The organism is Arthrobacter oryzae (assembly GCF_030718995.1).
GTDB classification, from domain to species: domain Bacteria; phylum Actinomycetota; class Actinomycetes; order Actinomycetales; family Micrococcaceae; genus Arthrobacter; species Arthrobacter oryzae_C.
In genome coordinates this window covers 1,632,877-1,650,053 of the sequence record NZ_CP132204.1, presented here as the reverse complement: position 1 = coordinate 1,650,053, position 17,177 = coordinate 1,632,877, and the positions used below count along the sequence as shown (strand labels likewise).

The 17,177-nt window shown below is 66.9% G+C and carries 20 protein-coding genes; 8 read left to right on the top strand and 12 right to left on the bottom strand.

Annotated elements, in window-relative coordinates; all coding sequences use genetic code 11:
- Positions 1-101: 101 nt before the first annotated feature.
- The 3 genes from Q8Z05_RS07620 to Q8Z05_RS07610 all read left to right on the top strand — a co-directional run bounded on the left by Q8Z05_RS07620 (position 102) and on the right by Q8Z05_RS07610 (position 2,613).
- Complete coding sequence (locus Q8Z05_RS07620) at positions 102-1,454, top strand: MATE family efflux transporter (RefSeq protein ID WP_305942871.1); 1,353 nt, start codon at positions 102-104, stop codon at positions 1,452-1,454.
- Between the two features lie 87 nt (positions 1,455-1,541).
- A complete protein-coding gene (locus Q8Z05_RS07615) occupies positions 1,542-2,138 on the top strand; it encodes a hypothetical protein (protein ID WP_305942870.1) in 597 nt (198 codons plus the stop codon).
- An 82-nt stretch (positions 2,139-2,220) separates the two neighbouring features.
- Entirely contained in the window at positions 2,221-2,613 is a 393-nt protein-coding gene (locus Q8Z05_RS07610; RefSeq protein WP_305942869.1) for a hypothetical protein, read from the top strand.
- A 42-nt stretch (positions 2,614-2,655) separates the two neighbouring features.
- Here the strand turns inward: Q8Z05_RS07610 and Q8Z05_RS07605 are convergent, their stop codons facing one another.
- Complete coding sequence (locus Q8Z05_RS07605) at positions 2,656-3,198, bottom strand: CGNR zinc finger domain-containing protein (protein ID WP_305942868.1); 543 nt, start codon at positions 3,196-3,198, stop codon at positions 2,656-2,658.
- 173 nt (positions 3,199-3,371) lie between these two features.
- On the opposite strand from Q8Z05_RS07605, the gene Q8Z05_RS07600 reads away from it, so the two are divergent.
- A complete protein-coding gene (locus Q8Z05_RS07600) occupies positions 3,372-4,316 on the top strand; it encodes an EamA family transporter (protein WP_305943505.1) in 945 nt (314 codons plus the stop codon).
- Positions 4,317-4,439: 123 nt separating this feature from the next.
- Here the strand turns inward: Q8Z05_RS07600 and Q8Z05_RS07595 are convergent, their stop codons facing one another.
- Entirely contained in the window at positions 4,440-4,703 is a 264-nt protein-coding gene (locus Q8Z05_RS07595) for a hypothetical protein (RefSeq protein ID WP_305942867.1), read from the bottom strand.
- A 231-nt stretch (positions 4,704-4,934) separates the two neighbouring features.
- Between Q8Z05_RS07595 and Q8Z05_RS07590 the strand changes: the two genes are divergently transcribed.
- Positions 4,935-5,207, top strand: a complete 273-nt coding sequence (locus tag Q8Z05_RS07590) for a DUF2277 domain-containing protein (protein ID WP_305942866.1) — start codon at positions 4,935-4,937, stop codon at positions 5,205-5,207.
- 15 nt (positions 5,208-5,222) lie between these two features.
- Here the strand turns inward: Q8Z05_RS07590 and Q8Z05_RS07585 are convergent, their stop codons facing one another.
- The 8 genes from Q8Z05_RS07585 to Q8Z05_RS07550 form a co-directional block, all read right to left on the bottom strand.
- Positions 5,223-7,580 carry a heavy metal translocating P-type ATPase gene (locus Q8Z05_RS07585; RefSeq protein WP_305942865.1) on the bottom strand — a complete coding sequence of 786 codons (2,358 nt, stop codon included), beginning with the start codon at positions 7,578-7,580 and terminating at the stop codon, positions 5,223-5,225.
- A 57-nt stretch (positions 7,581-7,637) separates the two neighbouring features.
- Positions 7,638-7,868 carry a heavy-metal-associated domain-containing protein gene (locus Q8Z05_RS07580; protein WP_305942864.1) on the bottom strand — a complete coding sequence of 77 codons (231 nt, stop codon included), beginning with the start codon at positions 7,866-7,868 and terminating at the stop codon, positions 7,638-7,640.
- 94 nt (positions 7,869-7,962) lie between these two features.
- Complete coding sequence (locus tag Q8Z05_RS07575) at positions 7,963-8,310, bottom strand: metal-sensitive transcriptional regulator (RefSeq protein WP_305942863.1); 348 nt, start codon at positions 8,308-8,310, stop codon at positions 7,963-7,965.
- 41 nt (positions 8,311-8,351) lie between these two features.
- Complete coding sequence (locus Q8Z05_RS07570; RefSeq protein WP_305942862.1) at positions 8,352-9,545, bottom strand: MFS transporter; 1,194 nt, start codon at positions 9,543-9,545, stop codon at positions 8,352-8,354.
- A 220-nt stretch (positions 9,546-9,765) separates the two neighbouring features.
- Complete coding sequence (locus Q8Z05_RS07565) at positions 9,766-10,299, bottom strand: DinB family protein (RefSeq protein WP_305942861.1); 534 nt, start codon at positions 10,297-10,299, stop codon at positions 9,766-9,768.
- The gene (locus Q8Z05_RS07560; protein ID WP_305942860.1) at positions 10,296-10,802 is read right to left on the bottom strand and encodes a universal stress protein; all 507 of its coding nucleotides are present in this window, start codon (positions 10,800-10,802) and stop codon (positions 10,296-10,298) included. Before Q8Z05_RS07560 ends, Q8Z05_RS07565 begins: the two co-directional genes overlap by 4 nt.
- Before the next feature lie 108 nt (positions 10,803-10,910).
- Positions 10,911-11,270, bottom strand: a complete 360-nt coding sequence (locus Q8Z05_RS07555) for a CU044_2847 family protein (protein ID WP_305942859.1) — start codon at positions 11,268-11,270, stop codon at positions 10,911-10,913.
- Positions 11,267-13,597, bottom strand: coding sequence for a CHAT domain-containing protein (locus Q8Z05_RS07550; RefSeq protein WP_305942858.1), 2,331 nt, complete (start codon positions 13,595-13,597; stop codon positions 11,267-11,269). Before Q8Z05_RS07550 ends, Q8Z05_RS07555 begins: the two co-directional genes overlap by 4 nt.
- Before the next feature lie 222 nt (positions 13,598-13,819).
- Here Q8Z05_RS07550 and Q8Z05_RS07545 point away from each other — a divergent pair, with 222 nt between their 5' ends.
- From Q8Z05_RS07545 to Q8Z05_RS07535, 3 genes are read left to right on the top strand one after another with little or no spacing between them, the layout of a single operon-like run.
- The gene (locus Q8Z05_RS07545) at positions 13,820-14,020 is read left to right on the top strand and encodes a hypothetical protein (RefSeq protein WP_011693915.1); all 201 of its coding nucleotides are present in this window, start codon (positions 13,820-13,822) and stop codon (positions 14,018-14,020) included.
- Between the two features lie 60 nt (positions 14,021-14,080).
- A complete protein-coding gene (locus tag Q8Z05_RS07540; protein ID WP_305942856.1) occupies positions 14,081-15,214 on the top strand; it encodes a WD40/YVTN/BNR-like repeat-containing protein in 1,134 nt (377 codons plus the stop codon).
- Positions 15,215-15,223: 9 nt separating this feature from the next.
- Positions 15,224-15,511 carry a MoaD/ThiS family protein gene (locus Q8Z05_RS07535; protein ID WP_305942855.1) on the top strand — a complete coding sequence of 96 codons (288 nt, stop codon included), beginning with the start codon at positions 15,224-15,226 and terminating at the stop codon, positions 15,509-15,511.
- Positions 15,512-15,516: 5 nt separating this feature from the next.
- On the opposite strand, the gene Q8Z05_RS07530 is transcribed toward Q8Z05_RS07535, so the two are convergent.
- Positions 15,517-15,753 carry a hypothetical protein gene (locus tag Q8Z05_RS07530; RefSeq protein WP_305942854.1) on the bottom strand — a complete coding sequence of 79 codons (237 nt, stop codon included), beginning with the start codon at positions 15,751-15,753 and terminating at the stop codon, positions 15,517-15,519.
- Positions 15,754-15,941: 188 nt separating this feature from the next.
- Positions 15,942-17,168 carry an ROK family transcriptional regulator gene (locus tag Q8Z05_RS07525; RefSeq protein WP_305942853.1) on the bottom strand — a complete coding sequence of 409 codons (1,227 nt, stop codon included), beginning with the start codon at positions 17,166-17,168 and terminating at the stop codon, positions 15,942-15,944.
- Positions 17,169-17,177 lie beyond the last annotated feature (9 nt).

Genomic DNA, 17,177 nt, shown 5'->3' with positions numbered 1-17,177 from the left:
GGCGCTGTTGTAGCTTCAATAGTCAACTGTGCCAATGATTACTTGAAGAGTCAACTAAATAGGTCGGCATGTGACGGGACTCTCGGGCTAGGCTGAATCACGTGCCTGAATCACGTACCGCCCCCCGGGCCGTCCCCGCCGGCCGGAATGCCCGGGAAATCCTCCGCCTTGCCGTCCCGGCGTTCGGTGCCCTCATCGCAGAACCACTGTTCCTGCTGGCGGACTCGGCGATCGTCGGACACCTCGGCGTGTCCCAGTTGGCCGGCGTGGGACTGGCATCGGCGGTGCTTCATACGGCCGTGGGCCTGATGGTGTTCCTGGCGTATTCCACCACGCCCGCGGTTGCCAGGGCCATTGGCGAGGGCAAGCTTCCCAAGGCCCTCGCGGCCGGCCGGGACGGCGTCTGGCTGGCACTCGTCCTGGGCCTGTTGATCGCTGTGGCGGGGTTCGCGGGTGCCGAGTTTCTTGTCGACCTGATGGGCGCCACGGGCGACGTCCGCCAGTTTGCGGTCGACTACCTCCGCTGGTCCATGCCCGGGCTCGTGGCCATGCTGCTGATTTTTGCCGGAACCGGCGTGCTGCGGGGCCTCCAGGACACGCGCACGCCGCTGGCCGTGGCCACGGCGGGATTCGCCCTGAACATCCTCCTCAACCTCGGGTTGGTCTACGGCCTGGGCTGGTCCGTGACCGGTTCCGCCGTGGGCACCAGCATCGCCCAGTGGGGCATGGCCCTGGTGTACCTGGTGATCCTGCGGCGCAATGCACACGACCACGGAGTACTGCTCCGGCCCGACTGGCGGGGAGTGCGTGCCATGACCAAAGTGGGGTCTTGGCTCATGCTGCGCACACTGAGCCTCCGCATTGCGATCCTCGCAACAGTGCTGGTGGTTACGGCGCAGGGACCCGTCAACCTGGCCGCCCACCAGCTGGCCATGGCCATCTTCACCTTCCTGGCCTTCGCACTGGATGCCCTGGCGATCGCCGCCCAGGCCCTGATCGGCAAGGAACTGGGGGCAGCGAACCCCGCCGTCGTACGCGAACTGACCCGGACAATGATCCGCTGGGGTACGGGATTCGGCGTGGTCACCGGAGTGCTGCTTGCCGTTGCGGCCCCTTGGGCCGGTGCGTTGTTCACGTCCGACGCCGGCGTCCAGACGGCGCTGATGCTCGCCCTGTGGGTGCTCGCCGCCGGGCAGCCTGTGGCCGGCTATGTATTTGTGCTGGACGGCGTCCTGATCGGGGCCGGCGATGCCAAGTACCTGGCGATTGCCGGCGTCGTGAACCTTGCGGTATACCTGCCGCTGCTGGCGGCCGTCCGGCTCTCCGACGTCGATGGGGCCGCGGGACTCGCGTGGCTATGGGCGGCTTTTTCGGTGGGCTATATGGCCGCCCGGGCGGTGACGCTGGGCCTGCGGGCCAGGACGGACACGTGGATGGTTGTCGGTTCGCCCTAGGCGGGACTCCGAACGGTCCAGCCGGTCGCCGCCAAGGGCCGGCTTCCCCCGGTTCGCGTGGATTCCGCGGCGCACTAAACTGGACCCGTGACCCTCCCCGCATCTCCTGCCGATCCCGCTTCCCTCACGGCTCCCGCCGCGGACCTGTGGAAGCCGGTGCTGACCAGGGCTGTCGTTGCCCTCGCCTTCGGCGCGGTGACGGTGTTCTGGGCGTCTCCCTCGGCCTCCGAAATGGGTTGGGCGGCCGGGCTTTACCTGCTGGCCGTCGGCGTGACGCTGCTCCGCGGACTCGGGAAGTTCGGTCTGGCGGGCGGGCAACCGGCAGGCAAGGTCATGGCAGCCGCCGGCGCCGTCCTGACCGGAGCCGGTGTGGCCGTGGCATTCCTGGGCAGCGAACTTGTCTTCGGTGTCCTGGGGGCCCTTGGCCTGGGCGTGCTGGGGGCGGCGGAACTCTACCTCGGCTTCCGGTACCGCGGCCGCAGCGTCCTGGCCCGTGACTGGCTGGCCTCCGGGGTGATCGGGCTGGGGACTGCCGTGGCCCTGCCGTTCTTCATCGGCCTCGGAGCACATGCCCTGCTCGGCGTTGCCGGTGGCGGAGCCATCATTTCCGGCGTCCTCTGGATCCTGGCGGCACTGACCCTGCGGCACGATGCGCGGTCGGTTTCCAGCGAGGCCGTAAACTAGTAGCGAACGGTTCTACTTCGTGTAGAACAAACGCTTGACTTAAGCGGCGGGGCTCCGGCCGCGCTGCACGGGAGGAAACACCTTGGCACACCAGAAACCAGGAGAGCCGCGCAATCTGCGGACCTCGGTCAAGGGACCCCTCATGTTCTCGGCATTCTGGGCTGTTCTTGCCTTCGTCGCCGTACTGATTTTTGCCTCCGGCGGTAGTGCCCGGGCGCCCCGTTTCGACCTCGCGTTCACGGGAGCGGGCATTGCGTTCATCGTAACGCTGGTGATTGCCGCGATGCTTTCGATGAGCCACAAAGACAATGCCGACCACCTCGGCAAGGGTTCCGGCGTCAATCTGAGTTCCAAGAAGTCCGCCGGACATGGCGGCTATTCCGCACGGCCTGGCGCCCAGGCCGGCGGCCCCCAGGCGCCGGATGTCCAGGCTCCCGGTGCGACGGATTCCTCGCCCGGCAGCGACGCCCGCTAGGTCCGCTCCCGCCGGATCCGCCTCCCGCTGAGGCGCCTCCCGCTATGAAGCGGCCTTCCGGGCGCGGTAGGCCGCCACATGCGCCCTGTTGGCGCAGTTCCCGGTATCGCAATACCGCTTGGACCGGTTCCGGCTGAGGTCCAGCACCACGGCATCGCAATCCTCCGCGGCGCACACCAGCATCCGGTCCATCTCCTTGCTGCGGATAACATCCACCAGTGCCATCGCGGCCTCGGTGCCCATCCTGTCCGCAAGCGGCGCCTCCCGCGTGGTGGCGTGCAGGTGCCAGTCCCATTCATCGTGCTTGATCAGCTGCGGAAGCGCGTTTGCTTCCCGGAGCAGGCGGTTTACCGTTTCCACGGCCGCGTCCTCATCCATGGTCCAAAGCCCGGTGAGCTGGCTCCGCAGCTTGTGGACGCTGGCCAGCTCTGCCGCATCCCGGGTCCTCGCGCCGGAGAAACCTTCCGCCTGGAGGAAGCGGTCCAGGTCCTCGATTGTGGCAAGATGCTCCTCACTGTTCGCCGCGCTGTTGATCAGCGCCACCACGGTGCGCAGCGCCACTTCAGTGTCAGGGGCAAAAACCATCTTGACTCCTTACAGGTTCCCGGCGTAATGTCATGACCATTACCCTACTTTACTCCTGACAGGAGGCAGCCGTGCCTGCCGTAAGCAAACGCGCCGAAGCGTCCGTCCAGGGCGCCGTTTCCCGCTCCGGTGCAACGCACCGGCCCGGCGGGTTCCTTGCCTCCGGGCTCGGCGTGGCACTGTTTTCCTCGGCCGTCTTCGGCCTCTCCGGATCGTTTGCCAAGTCACTGCTCGAAACCGGCTGGACCCCGGGTGCGGCAGTGACAGCCCGCCTGACCGGTGCTGCCATCATCCTCGCCATCCCCGCTGTCCCGGCCTTGCGCGGCCGCTGGCACCAGCTGAAGGACAACTGGCTGACCATCCTGCTGTTCGGACTGATCGGTGTGGCGGCCTGCCAGCTCTTCTACTTCAACGCCGTCGAACGACTTTCCGTGGGCGTTGCCCTGCTCCTCGAGTACCTGGCACCGGTGATCATCGTCCTCTGGCTGTGGGCAGCAAGCCGCCGGCGTCCCAAGGCGCTCACCATTGCCGGAACGCTGCTTTCACTGGGCGGGCTCGTTCTGGTTCTGGACCTGACGGGTGCGGTCAAGATTGATTTTGTGAGTGTCCTGTGGGGCATCGCCGCAGCGGTCTGCCTGGCGATCTACTTCTTCATCACGGCCAAGGAAAATGACACCCTTCCGCCGATCGTCCTGGCATCCGGCGGACTGCTGGTCGGCGCGGCGGTGATGTGGCTGGCCGCAGCCACCGGCCTGCTGCCCATGGCGTTCAGCACGGCGGACACCAAGCTCGGACCGTGGGTCACGCCGTGGTGGATTTCGCTGGGCGGACTGATTGTCCTGGCCACCGTCCTCGCCTACGTTTCGGGCATTGTGGCTGCCCGGGCTTTGGGTTCGAAGGTGGCGTCGTTTGTGTCGCTTACCGAGGTGCTCTTTGCCGTTATCTGGGCATGGCTCCTGCTCGGTGAATTGCCCGGTGCCATCCAGCTGCTCGGCGGGGTGCTGATTGTGGGCGGGGTGGTTCTGGTCCGCGTCGATGAGCTTCGCGGCACGGGCGACGCCGCAGCGCCGGTGCCGGCGCCGCTGGACCACGCGAACGACGTCGAGCCCGTCCCTTAAGCGGCCCACCACCCTGCGTTCCATTAGACCTGTTAAAGCCGGATGCCCCGGACGCATTGTTGCGTCCGGGGCATCCGGTACATATGGGAGTTCCTCGGAACCCGTCCCTGGCGGGAGGCGTTCCTAGCGGGAAGCCTCTTCCTGCTGGGCAGCGTTCTTGGTTGCCTGCTTGCCGGCCTGCTCCAGCGCCTGCGCCACCTTGGTCAGGTTGGTGACGTGGGAACCCGACCATTCGCTGCGGAACTTCTCCGCGTCCGGGCCCTTCCAGTCAGTGCTGTCCAGAGCCTTCGTCAGCTGCGACTTCGCCTTCTCAATCTCGGACGAACCAGCCTGAAGCTTGCTTCCCAGCGCCTTGAGCTGGGCAATGTCTGCACCCCAAATAGCCATTAGTTATCTCCTTCAGTCAACGGACCCGATCCGATCGGCTCCCCAGCGGCCCCCGGCTCATCCGGAAGATCCATTACCTAGAAACTATCCCGCGGCCCAAACCACTGTCGATGGGCACCGCTCCCCATGCCCTGCTGCGCGTTCCGTGCGGCAGCGCAGCTTCCGGGCAATGCGTCGCCGAAACAGGCTGCGGGCCTCGATCCCAGGCGGTCCAGAGCCTAGCATGGGAATATGTGCCGCAACATCCGGACCCTGCATAATTTCGAGCCCCACGCCACGTCGGCCGAGGTGGAAGCCGCTGCGCTGCAGTACGTGCGCAAAATCAGCGGCAGCACCAAGCCATCCAAGGCGAACGAGGAAGCGTTCAACCGCGCTGTGCACGAGATCGCCCATGCCACCCAGCACCTGCTCGATGCGCTGGTGACGCACGCCCCGGCCAAGGACCGGGACGAGGAAGCCGCCAAGGCGCGCGCCAGGTCTGCCGTCCGCTTCGGCGCCGCCTAGGCTTCTGCCGGCCCGCTACCTGGCGGCAGAGGGCCTGCCGAAGTTGCGGAGCCGAAGCGAGTTTGCCACCACGAGCACTGAACTCGCGGCCATTGCAGCTCCGGCGATCATGGGGTTCAGCAAGCCCAGCGCCGCCACGGGGATGCCCACGGCGTTGTAGAAGAAGGCCCAGAACAGGTTGGTCTTGATGGTGGCCAGCGTGCGCCGGGACAACTCGATGGCTTGAGCCACCTGCGCCAGGTCGTTGCCCATCACGGTCAGGTCGGCGGCTTCGATGGCCACGTCCGTGCCGGACCCCATGGCGATGCCAAGATCGGCCTGCGCAAGGGCCGCCGCGTCATTAACGCCGTCGCCGGCCATGGCCACCGTGGCGCCGGCGGCCTGGAGCTTCCGCACGGCCTCGACCTTGCCTTCCGGCAGCACCCCCGCGAACACGTCCTCCGGAGCGATTCCGACGGCGGCGGCCACCTGCGCGGCTACCGCGGCATTGTCTCCGGTCAGCAGGATCGGCCGGAGGCCCAGGTGCCTGAGCTGCGAAATCGCCTCAGCGGAGCCCGGTTTGATGGTGTCGCGCAGAGAGACAATGCCCGCCGGTTCGCCGTCCACGGCAACCCAGATCGCGGTGGCGCCGGATTTCTCGGCGTCCTGCAATGCCTCCTGCTGTTCCGGTGTGACCGGTATGCCGTTTTCCTGCAGCCAGCCCGTCCGGCCGGCGATGACCATCCGGCCGCCCACGCGGCCGGAAACGCCGCCGCCCGGCGCGGACCGGAACTGCTCGACGGCGGGCAGCCGGCCGCCGTCGTCGTTCCGGCGCTCTGCGGACAGCGCAGCAGCCGCAATGGCATGGGCGATGGGGTGCTCGGAAGCGGCCTCAACCGCCCCGGCAAGGCGCAGCACGTCCGCGGCGCCGCGTGTGCCGAAGGCCAACGTGCCGTCCACGGCAAGGTGGCCGGTGGTCACCGTCCCGGTCTTGTCCAGCAGGATGGTGTCCACGGTGCGGGTGTCCTCAAGCACCTGCGGACCCTTGATGAGAATCCCCAGCTGGGCGCCGCGGCCCGTGCCGGTGAGGAGGCCAACCGGAGTGGCCAGGCCCAGGGCGCACGGGCAGGCAATGACAAGGACCGCCACGGCGGCGGTGAAGGCGGCGCGCAGTTCAGCGTCGCTGACGACGGGGCCCGCAAGCAGCAGCCATGCCGCAAAGGTGAGGACGGCAATCACGAGCACAATCGGAACGAACACCGCGCTGATGCGGTCAGCGAGGCGGGCGATGGGAGCCTTCCCGGTCTGCGCCTGCGATACAAGGCGGGCCATCTGGGCCAGCGTGGTTTCGGAGCCCACCCGGGTGGCGCGGACCAGCAGGCGGCCGGAGGTGTTGATGGTGGCGCCCGTGACCGGGCTGTCCGGACCCACCTCGACGGGCACCGACTCACCCGTGACCAGGGAGGTGTCCACCGCAGAGGTGCCCTCGATCACCACGCCGTCCGTGGCGATCTTCTCGCCGGGGCGGACCACGATGACGTCGCCCACGGCCAGCTGCTCAGCCGGAATCCTGAGCTCGGCGCCGTCGGCCAGTACCGTGGCGTCCTTCGCCCCCAGGTTCAGCAGCGCCTTCAGCGCGTCGCCGGCTTTTTGCTTCGCGTTGGCTTCCAGGTAACGCCCCAAGAGCAGGAAGGTGGTGACCACGGCGGCCACCTCGAAGTAGAGGCCCCCCGTGCCCATCTCCATGCCGGGATGTTCGGTCATGCGGGGATCGGCCAGCAACTGCCAGGCCGAGAACAAGAAGGCGGCAATGACGCCGATGGAAACAAGGGTGTCCATGGTGGAGGCGAAGTGCCGGGCGTTGATGCCGGCGGCACGGTGGAACGGCCAGGCCGCCCAGGTGACCACCGGCAAAGCCAGAATCCCCGCCACCCAGCCCCAGTTGGCGAACTGGAACGCCGGCAGCATCGAAATTGCGAACACGGGGACGGTCAGGATGGCTGCGAGGATGAGTCGCGGCTTGAGCTGTGCCGCGGCACCATCTTGGGCCATGTGGTCACCAGCCGCGGCACCATCTTGGGCCATGTGGTCACCAGCCGCGGCACCACCGGAGACATGCTCTGCATGCTCGCTCGTGCCTCGCTTAGACGCATGCGGACGCACCCTCGCTTTGTAGCCGGCGGCTTCGACGGTGGCCGTGATTTGTTCGTCGGTGATTCCCGCCGGGACTGTGACCTGGGCTGACTCAAGCGGGAGGTTCACCGAAGCCTCCACGCCCTCGAGCTTGCCGAGTTTGCGTTCCACCCGGCCCACGCAGGAAGCGCAGGTCATGCCTTCGATGTCGAGTTCAATCACCCGGGTTCCCGGCTGGTGCAGCAGTTGCTCGTTACTCACGGAGTGTCCTCGATGTCAGTTTCGGTTTGGCTGGGGGTGCAGGTGGGGCGGTGGCGCTCAGGCTTCGTTGGCCACCACCAGGTAGCCCGCTTCCGCCACGGCTTCACCGATTTCGGAGCGGGAGAGCGCCTTGTCGGACGTGATGGTCACGGTGGAAATCCCGCCTGCGTTCAAGTCGACGTCGACCGCTTCCACGCCTTCCAGGGCCTCGAGTTCTTCGCTGACGGAGGACACGCAGTGTCCACAGGTCATGCCCGACACGTTCACGGTGGTGGATACGGGGCTCATGGTGGTGCTCCTGTTCTTCGGCGTTGCCGATGGTGCCGTAGTGGCGGATTGGTCCGGTTGAATCATCCGGAGGGTGTGGTGTCCGGGGTTGCCGTTACCGCAGCAGGCGTCCGATGGCATCGGTGGCCTCCTTGACCTTGAAATCGATGGCTTCCGCGCGGAGTGCGGGGTCGGGTTCCGAGGCGGCACCGACGACGCAATGGCCGATGTGCTCCTCGACGAGTCCCAGACTCACGGCGTGAAGGGCTTTGTTCACGGCGGCAACCTGGGTGAGGATGTCGATGCAGTACTTGTCCTCATCCACCATCCGGGCGATGCCCCGCACCTGGCCTTCAATGCGCTTGAGCCGCAGCAGGTATGCCTCCTTGTTGGAGGTGTAACCATGCTGGGGGGCGGTTTCGGCATCCGCGGTCCGGGGGGCGGCGTTTTCTGGCGATTCCATGCTCACAACATATACCCCTAAGGGGTATAAAACAAGTACCCCTAGGGGGTATCTTTTTGGTTGCTTCCCAGGCTGCTGCCGATGCCGAGCAACGAGGTGGCGGCGACGGCGGCGGCCAGAACTCCCAGTCCCAGGGGCAGGGCGGTAGCTGTGGCTATGGCACCCACCAGAAGCGGGCCGCCGGCATCCCCAAGCTCCCTTCCCAGCTCGGCTGATCCCATGGTCCGGCCCAGCCGCTCGGCCGGTGTGGTTGCCGCGAGATGCGCAAAGCCCAGCGGTGTGGCGGTGCCGATCCCTACGCCGATTGCTGCCGCGGCAGCGAAGATGGTGGCTGGCCCGGGAAACAGGGCCACGCCGGCGATCCCTGCCGCCGTCAGCAGCAGCCCGGCGGTCATGCCGGGACCGTCGTGCAGCCGGCCCTGATCGCGAAGCCGGCCGATCCAGGGCTGTGTAGCAGCAGAAGCCAGTGCCAGCAGGCTGACGGCGGCCACGGCCGCCACCGGATCCAGGCCGTGCCGGGTGGCCAGCGCGGGGAGGAAGCCGATGGCCGTGCCCAGGGCTCCGGTGGCGGCTGCCAGGACGAGGGTCGGGACGAGGAAGCTGCGGTGAGTGGCTTGGCGGGCAAGGTCCAAGAGTGTGTAGCGGGGCCTGGGCAATGGGTCCAGCTGCGGCAGCGCCACCATCGCCCACACTGCGGTGGCCGCTGCAAGGATGCCCAGGGCGGCAAAGAGGAAGGTGAAGCCGCCCAGGAAGATCAGCGCGGCCCCGATCAGCGGCCCCGCAACGTAGCCCAGGCTCTTCCACGAACCATAGCGGCCGAAATACGTTCCTGCGCTGCGTCCGGCGAGCCGCGCCACCATCGCCGAGGAGGCCGGCGAAAATGCCGAGGCGGCCGCGCCCTGGCCGATCCGTGCGAGGCCAAGCATCAGGGGGTTTGCGCCCCACAGCCCGATCAGCGACATCAGGGCAAAAGCGAAGAGCCCCGCAACCACCACGGGCTTGGTGCCGATGCGGTCACTCAGTGCTCCGAATACAGGTTTCAGCACCACCTCCGCCAGGTCATAAACGGCCAGGATAATGCCCAGGTTGAGCAGGCTCAGCCCGATATCTCCGCTGTGGGCGCCCATTCCGGCGGCGATGCTGTGCGCGCCGAAAGCTGTGACAAAGCCGGCAGCATAGAGCGGCGCCGTGATGGCTGGTGTCGCTGTCGGCGTTTGGCTTGGCGCTGTGGTCATGGGACGGCTCCTGGCAGGTGTTTGGACATTAAAAAGCTCCGGAGTGCGTTATTGGGGGATACGCACTCCGGAGCAGCTTATGGGGCAGGTCCAACATCTTCCTGCGAATTCAAGCTTACGTGGCGGTTGCGGGGAACGCCACCACCTCGAATAACTACTTTCGCTTTACTTTTATAGGGTCTTTCGTCCCTCTTTTACTGACCCTTTTCCAGCGGGCCCGTCACGTCCCCGTGCCTTGGCCGAGGCTGAGCTGGGTGGCGTGGAAGTCGAAGTGCTGAACGGGGTAGGCATAGACATCCGCCAAGGACATCCACGGGGTGAAGAACGGGTCCCAGCGGTCGGGAAAGGACATTCCCCGGGCCATCGCTTGGGCCCTCTCGCGTCCCATCCGCCGCTCAAGGGAGCGCGTGACCCGCCGGAGCTTCGCCGCCATCCTCCTGCGGTTGAAAAACCGGGCCGCAGCCTTGGAACCCAGGTAATTGACGACGTCGAACGGTGCTGTTCCTGCGTTGAGGATCCAGGCAAACGCCCGGCTGAAAGGCGCCGGCAGCACTCCGAAAAAGCGGACCAGAGGCAGCAGGGCCTGCACCACCATGTAGCCGAAAACCATGTGGAACAGCAGTTCCTCGTTGGTCCAGCGGGTGCCGTCGCTCCGGCGGCGGAGGTCCGCGTCGGACGCCGCGGCCAGCCATCGCTCGAGTTCCCTGCAGTTGCGCTCGTAGCCGTGCTGTATGGTTCCCGGAGCCGCGCTCACTCCGGTGTGTCCCGGTGGGCGCCCATGCGGGCCGGGACCACCAGGACCGGGCGGTCCTGGTGGTGGGTCAGCCATGCGGCCACGGAGCCGTTGAGGGCCGCCGAAATGCGGTGCCCCAGTCCGCGTTCCGGTGTTCCCACGATGATCAGGGCGGCGTTGGCCTCGGCCGCCACCCGTCCCAGGGCGCGTGCCGGGTCTCCGGAGAGGATCCGCAGCGTCCACTCCACCGGTTTTCCGGCGCAGGCGGCCCCCACCGTGCCGCGGAGTTCTTCGCTGACGGCGCGGACGTCGGCGTCGTCCTTGCCCGGATGGAGGGACATCCGGTGCGCTGACCGCGCAGGGTCCCACTCGACCAGGTAGCTTGCCTCGTCCACATAGGCGCACAGCAGGGGAGCGCCCATCTTCTCTGCAAGGCCGGTGGCAGACTGCAGCACCTCGGGGTGCTGGCCCGGCAGCACGCCGACCACCAGGGGAGGGGGGCCGCTGAAGCGTTCAGGAGACATACTTCATTGTGGTCCCCCCTGCAGATCTTGAACAGTGCGGCTGCGGCCAGGGCCACGGCCGTTGGCGCCGGCAGCAGGGTCGCCGGACGATGCCTGGTCCGGGTCCCCTCAGTCCGGTTCGTCGTCGTCCGGAGCCTCCCTCGCTGGCTTGGGGCGGCGCCACGTCAGCGTTACGGTGAAGTTTGAGCTGGTGCTGGCGGCGGCAATGAAAGCCCCGGCTTCGGCGTGCAGGTCCAGGCCGAACCTGACCGACACTTCGTCCGGCTTGTCGGGAAGGCCCGTCAGCTCATCGATGACGCCTTGGACCGCGGGCCGGATGTTGCTGAGGGCGCGTTCAAAGGTTTGCTGCGCCCGGGCGAAAACGCTGCTCTGTCCGCCTCCGCGGGTCACCAGCCCGCCGCTGTTGTCTGATATTTCCAGCAGCACGGTTCCGCCGTCGTTCGTCGGAAATTCCACCAGCCGTGTCATTTCGCGTCCTTCCAATTCTGTTTGAGGGCCAGCCCAAGGAAGATCAAACCGCTGGCGGCTACGGTTGCGTTCTGCACCGTGAGCACCACCGCCCGGGCTGACAGGTCCTCGCCCGGGAGCCACATCAGCGGGAGCGTGGCCAGGCAAACCAGGAGAAGCCAGCCGGCCAACGCCGGTGTGTTGGGGGCGCGGATGGCCAGAACGCCTGCCCATGCGCCAAAAAGTGCTTGAAAGATGGTGGCGGCCGTGGCCGCCCAAAGAAAGTCCGTTTCCAGGCCGACCACCCCGAGGAGCGCACCGGCACCGGCCGCCATGGCCAGCGTCACGCGCCCCCTTTCGGTCCGATCAGGCAGCCCGGCGAGCAGGAGCAGGAGGTAACCCGCTGGCGCCAGGAGTGCGTAGACAAAGCGCACGCTGGCTTCCCCTCCGGAATACCACCAGTCCCGGTCCACCCAGTTGAGGTAGGCGAAGAAGACCGCCAGGAGTGCGCCGGCAACGGCCAGGACAATCCCGCCCGCGGCAAGGAAACGGGGATCCAGACCTGCTGTCGCTTGCTTCGGCTGCAGTTCTGATGGAGGCCTTTCTGCGCCGGCCGGGGCCGCTGCGGCCTGTCGAGCAGTCCGCTGTGCTGTCTTCTGCGCCGCCCGCAAGGCGTCGTTTTCGCGGCGCAGTTCGTTCCGCGCCTTCGTCGCCAGCCCGTCCGGATCAGAAGCGGCGGGATCCAGGGCATACAGTTCCGCCGCCACGTCCACCGCGGCCTGCCAGTTTCCGCTGCCTGCGTGATACTCCAGCTCACCCTGCAGGTCGGCGGTCCGCTGCCGTTTGGCGCAATCCCGGGCCCGGGCGGCGGCGTCGGGGAAGTCGGGATCGTCCTGCACAGCGGTGAAGCCGTCGGCGGCCGCCGACCAATCTCCGGCGTCTTCGGCTTCCCTGGCATGTCGGTAGGCCTCGGAACGTTTCAGGTGCTGCGCAGCGGAAGCACGAAGCAACGCCGCATCGCGGTAACCGCCGTCAAGGGTCAGCAGGTCATCGAACAGCTCGATGGCCACCGGATAATGCTTGGTTCGGAGCTCAGCGCAGGCCTGCACGTACAGCGCGCGGAGCTCGGCCTGCCGGATCCGGGCACTGGACCGCGCCGCTGATCCGACCGTATTGTCACCGGATGTGTCCCTGGCGGGCCCCACCGTTGCCGGCCTGTCCTTCAGCGCGGGTCGGGCCGGTGCCTTCAAATTGAACAGCTGCGTGTCGCCACCCCTGACGTACAGCGCCGGCGTCACCCATTCCAGAGTTCCGTCAGGGCTTCCCATGACGGAGATCCGCCCCACCCGGGCGGCCTCGTCCACGCCGCGGCCGTTTGCGATCGCGGCATAGAAACCCTGTGCGAAGGCGATAGCGGCGCCGTCGCTGATCGCAAACTGCATGGCTGCGACTGCACTGATGCCGCTGCGGACCAGCGTTGATGCTGTGCCGGAGAACAGATCCTCACGGCCGGTTTCTCCGGAGGAGCAGGAATTGAGGACCACCAGGCGGGGGCGCGGCACGGCAACGCTCAAGAGGGCCATCAGGCGGATGGCCCGCACCATGGAGGCCCGGCCGTCGGCCCCCACCAGGGCGATCCGGCCCTCATCGTTCTTGGCGTCATAGTCACCGTGGCCGATGAAATGGACGGCGTGCCAGGGTCCGTCGAGCAGCATCGACTGGATCTCGTCCCACGCGCCGCCCGGCGCCCACACGAGTTCAATCCTGCCTTCGGAAACCGGGCCCGCCAGGGCTGCGGCGAGGTGGCCGCGTTCCGCTTCGACGTCCAGTTGCGGAAGGTCGCGCGGGGAGGCAATCAGGCCAAGGATCCTCAGCGGAGGGACGATTTCCAGCGGGTTCAGATGATAGTCCGGCGCCGGAATATGACGAAGCAGCGGCTCCGTCTGGCACAGGTAGCTTTCGGTTTCCGGATCAAACAACATTTCCCACGGCATCGCAGCCAGTTCAGGAGCGGCGAGGCGCAACACCACCCTGAGTTGCTGGCCGCTGTGCTGGGCAGCGCCCAGGCTGGCCCGGTATGTTCCGTAGACCTCTCTGGTAAACAGGGCCTGGAAAAGTTCCTGGCCCACGCCCCGCACTGGGAGCTCGGCGACCGGTGTGGTGCGTCGGGCGGCCACGGCAGAGGCCAGGACGGTGGACTCCAATTCGGCGCGGCGTGCCAGGATCCGGTCTACGTCCAGCCTGAACACCCCCGAGGTGTTTCCTCCGGCCGGCGCCTGAACCACGCGCACCGTGTACTCGCCCCGCTCGGAACCTGATGCGAGTTCGAGTTCTATGTCACCGTCCATGGCAACCTTCTCAGCGCTGTGCGGAGTGCCCTCCACAGTGGATCTTCGGCGCCGGTAGTTCCGGTGCCGGACAGCTCCACAAGACAAGATTGGCGCAGCGTAACTGCCGGCACAAGGGGGCAATCAGCTGTCCGGCCGGGGAAGCGGGCACCACGGCCGTTGGGCCCTTGTACACCCCCTTGCCCCGGAATAACGTTGAGGCATAGGGAGAGGTGGTCCGTGGTGGAAATCTACATGTGGTGGCTTGATCTGGATCTGGCCAGCAAGGAATGGCTGCGCGAAAACCTGCGCGCGGATGAATTGCCGTTGTTCGTGCTGCAGGGGATTGCCGAGGCCGGCGGCCCGCACCCGGACACCGCCACAGGGGTCCTCACGAACGCGGACTGGGACTTTATCGAGACCCAGTCGGAATTCGTGGACTGACTTTTCGCGGCCAACAATGCCGTGCCAAAACCATTGCGGCCTCCGCGCCGGAGTGGTTGCATGGGGTGCATGGCCACCGAAGAGAGTTATGTCCTAGCGATCGGAACCAAAAAAGGGCTATGGCTGGCGACCAGCCAGGACCGGCAGGCATGGTCCATGTCCGGCCCCCATTTCCTGATGAGCGAAGTCCCCAGCATCGGCATCGATACCCGCAACGGGCGGGCCCGGATCATGGTGGGTGTGCGCTCCGAGCACTGGGGACCCACCGTTGCCCATTCGGACGACCTCGGGGCGACTTGGACCGAGCCCGAACAGGGCGCCATCAAGTTCCCGGAGGGCACCGACGCCGCCGTGGAACGCATCTGGCAGATCTACCCCGACGCCGAATCCCGCCCGGGCGTGGTCTGGGCCGGGGCCGAACCCATCTCCGTCTGGAAATCCACTGACGGCGGCGAACACTTCGAACTGAACCGCGGGCTCTGGGACCATCCGCACCGCAGCGAGTGGGGCGCCGGGTACGGCGGAGCGGCCGCGCACTCGATCGTTGTCAATCCGTCCGGGGACAACGTTCACGTTGCTATGAGCACCGGCGGCGTTTACCGCTCGCTCGACGGCGGCACCTCCTGGGAACCCCGGAACAAGGGCATCTCGGCGTACTTCATGCCGGATCCCAACCCGGAATTCGGCCAGTGCGTGCACAAGATCGCGGCGGATTCCGCCGTCGAGGGCCGCCTCTACGCCCAAAACCACCACGGTGTATACCGCACGGATGACAACGGCGAGAACTGGGAATCAATTGCGGAAGGCCTGCCCGCCGATTTCGGCTTCGTGATGCTGACCCATCCACGGCGGGCAGGCACCGCATGGGTGATTCCGCTGAAGGCCGACGGCGAACGCATCCCGCCCGACGGGAAGCTCGCCGTACACCGTACGGACGATGCCGGGAAGACTTGGAAACGCCTGGATTCCGGGCTGCCGCAGGGCGAATACAACGCGGTGCTCCGTGACGCTGCCTCGGTGGATTCCGCAGAACCGGCCGGGGTGTACTTCGGAACGCGCGGTGGCTCGGTCTACGCCAGCCCTGACGAAGGTGAGCACTTCACCGAAGTGGCCTCACATCTGCCGGACGTCCTGTGTGTCCGCGCCGCCGTGGTGTCCGCGGCTCTGGTGCCTGGCGCTCCGGTACCCGCTTGAGGGTCCGTTGTGGCTGACATCAGCGTGGTGCTGCCCGGCGTCCTCCAGCCGCTCGCCGGCGGGCAGTCCATACTGACTACACCCGCCGACGGGGCCGTGACTGTGGGGTTCTTGCTGGACTCGCTGGCCGGGGACTATCCCGTGCTGGCGAGGCGGTTGAGGGATGAAACCGGTGCCCTCCGCCGCTACGTGAATATTTACGTCAACGGGGACGAGGTCCGGCGCTTGCAGGGACTGGAAACTGAGGTGGCTGCCGGACAGGAAGTGGTGATCATCCAGTCCGTGGCAGGCGGCTGAAGGGCTCAGGCTACTCGCCAAATGCTGCACTCGTCCGAATTGATCGCCTTGCGCATCCCGGTCAGGCGGTCCATGATCCACACCACTCCGATGCCCGGCGCAGTTTCCTGCACGCGGCCCCGGCGGATCACTACATCGTCATAGCTGGGACCCACCGAGAGGCGGGCTTCAATCTCGTCGCCGCGGTGCAGCTGGTCCAGGGCGCGAACGCGGGTTACATGTGCTTTGGCTTCCTTCAACATGGCGGGGCCTCCTGAGCCGGAGCTTGTGGATGTGCCTGCAATTGCCGGCACATCCAGTGTCCTGCGCCATTGTTGCCGCTGCGTTTCATGCCGGTAATGGCCGCGTTAGTTTTCCGCGCCCGCGCTGTTTCCGGCCCCCCGGCCGGGCCTGTCCCCCGGGCCCGTGGCCGCCAACGGCTCGTCCGGTGTCAGTCCAGCAGACCCTCGAAGGCGTGGTCCAGGGCGAGGCGGACGGCACCCGTCAGGGCTGAGTGGTCGCCAAGCGTGGAAGCCGCCAGCCTTGGCCGGGCGGAGTTGAGCCTGTTCAGCTCGTGTTCGAGGGCAGGAAGCAGGACGTCCCCGGCGCCCGCAGGTCCGCCGGCCAGCACCAGGAGTTCCGGGTCCAGGAGTGTGCTTACGACGGCGGCAGCGCGGGCAGTGCGCTCCATCACCACGGCGATGACTTCGACGGCGGCCGGGTCCCCGCGCCGGGCGGCGTCGACCACGATTTCGGCGGTCATGCTGCCGGGGTTCCCTCCGGACAATGCCACCAGGGCGCTGCCGCCGGGGGCTTCGTCCCGTTCGCCCGCAATGATTTCCGCTGCGGCGACGGCGCCGAGTTCGCGGCACATCCCGCCCACTGCGTCCGTGTTGCCGACGCCCTCCACGAGTTCCAGGAACCGCATCTCGCCTGCGGCACCGCCCCCGCGGATCAGCCGGCCGCCCAGGCAGATTCCTGCTCCCAAGCGTTCGCCCGCCAGCAGGACTATCACGTTGTCCACATTTTGGGCGACCCCGAGCCAACGCTCCGCCAGCACGGCCAGGTTCGCATCGTTTTCCGCCAGCACCGGCCAGCTGAAGTCCGGCTGAAGGGATTCGCGCAGGTCCAGGGCCGCCATTCCCGGCAGGTAGGACTCCAGGGCCACGGCATGCCCGTCCGACGTGACGGGGGCAGGTACTGCCATGCCGCAGGACAGCACGTTGCGGGGATCGATCCCGGCCTTCGGCAGTAGCTCCTGCAGCAGCTTCCGGGTGAGCCGGAGGCGCTCGGGCGCGCCCACATGTTCGTCCCGCCAGGCCTCGGTGCGTTCCGCGACGATCCGGCCCTTGAGGTCGGCCAGGCAGCATGTGACTTTGGTGGCGCCCAGGTCCACGCCTGCCACAAATCCTGCCCCGGCGTTGAGGGAGTACCGGCGCGACGGCCGTCCGGAACGGACAGGACCCCCTGGCGTCCCCCCGGCCCCGCCGGTCTCCACCACCCAGCCGAGGGCGATCAATTCGTCACACACCGAGTGGACTGTCGGCCTGGAGAGGCCGGTGGCGGTGATGAGGTCGTTGGCATTGAGTTCGCCTGAGGTGACCAGGGCGCTCAGCACAGCTTCCGCCGTGATGCGGCGCAGGACAGGTGTTGTGGCAGCGGTACGTCGCTCGGACATCTTCCAGCA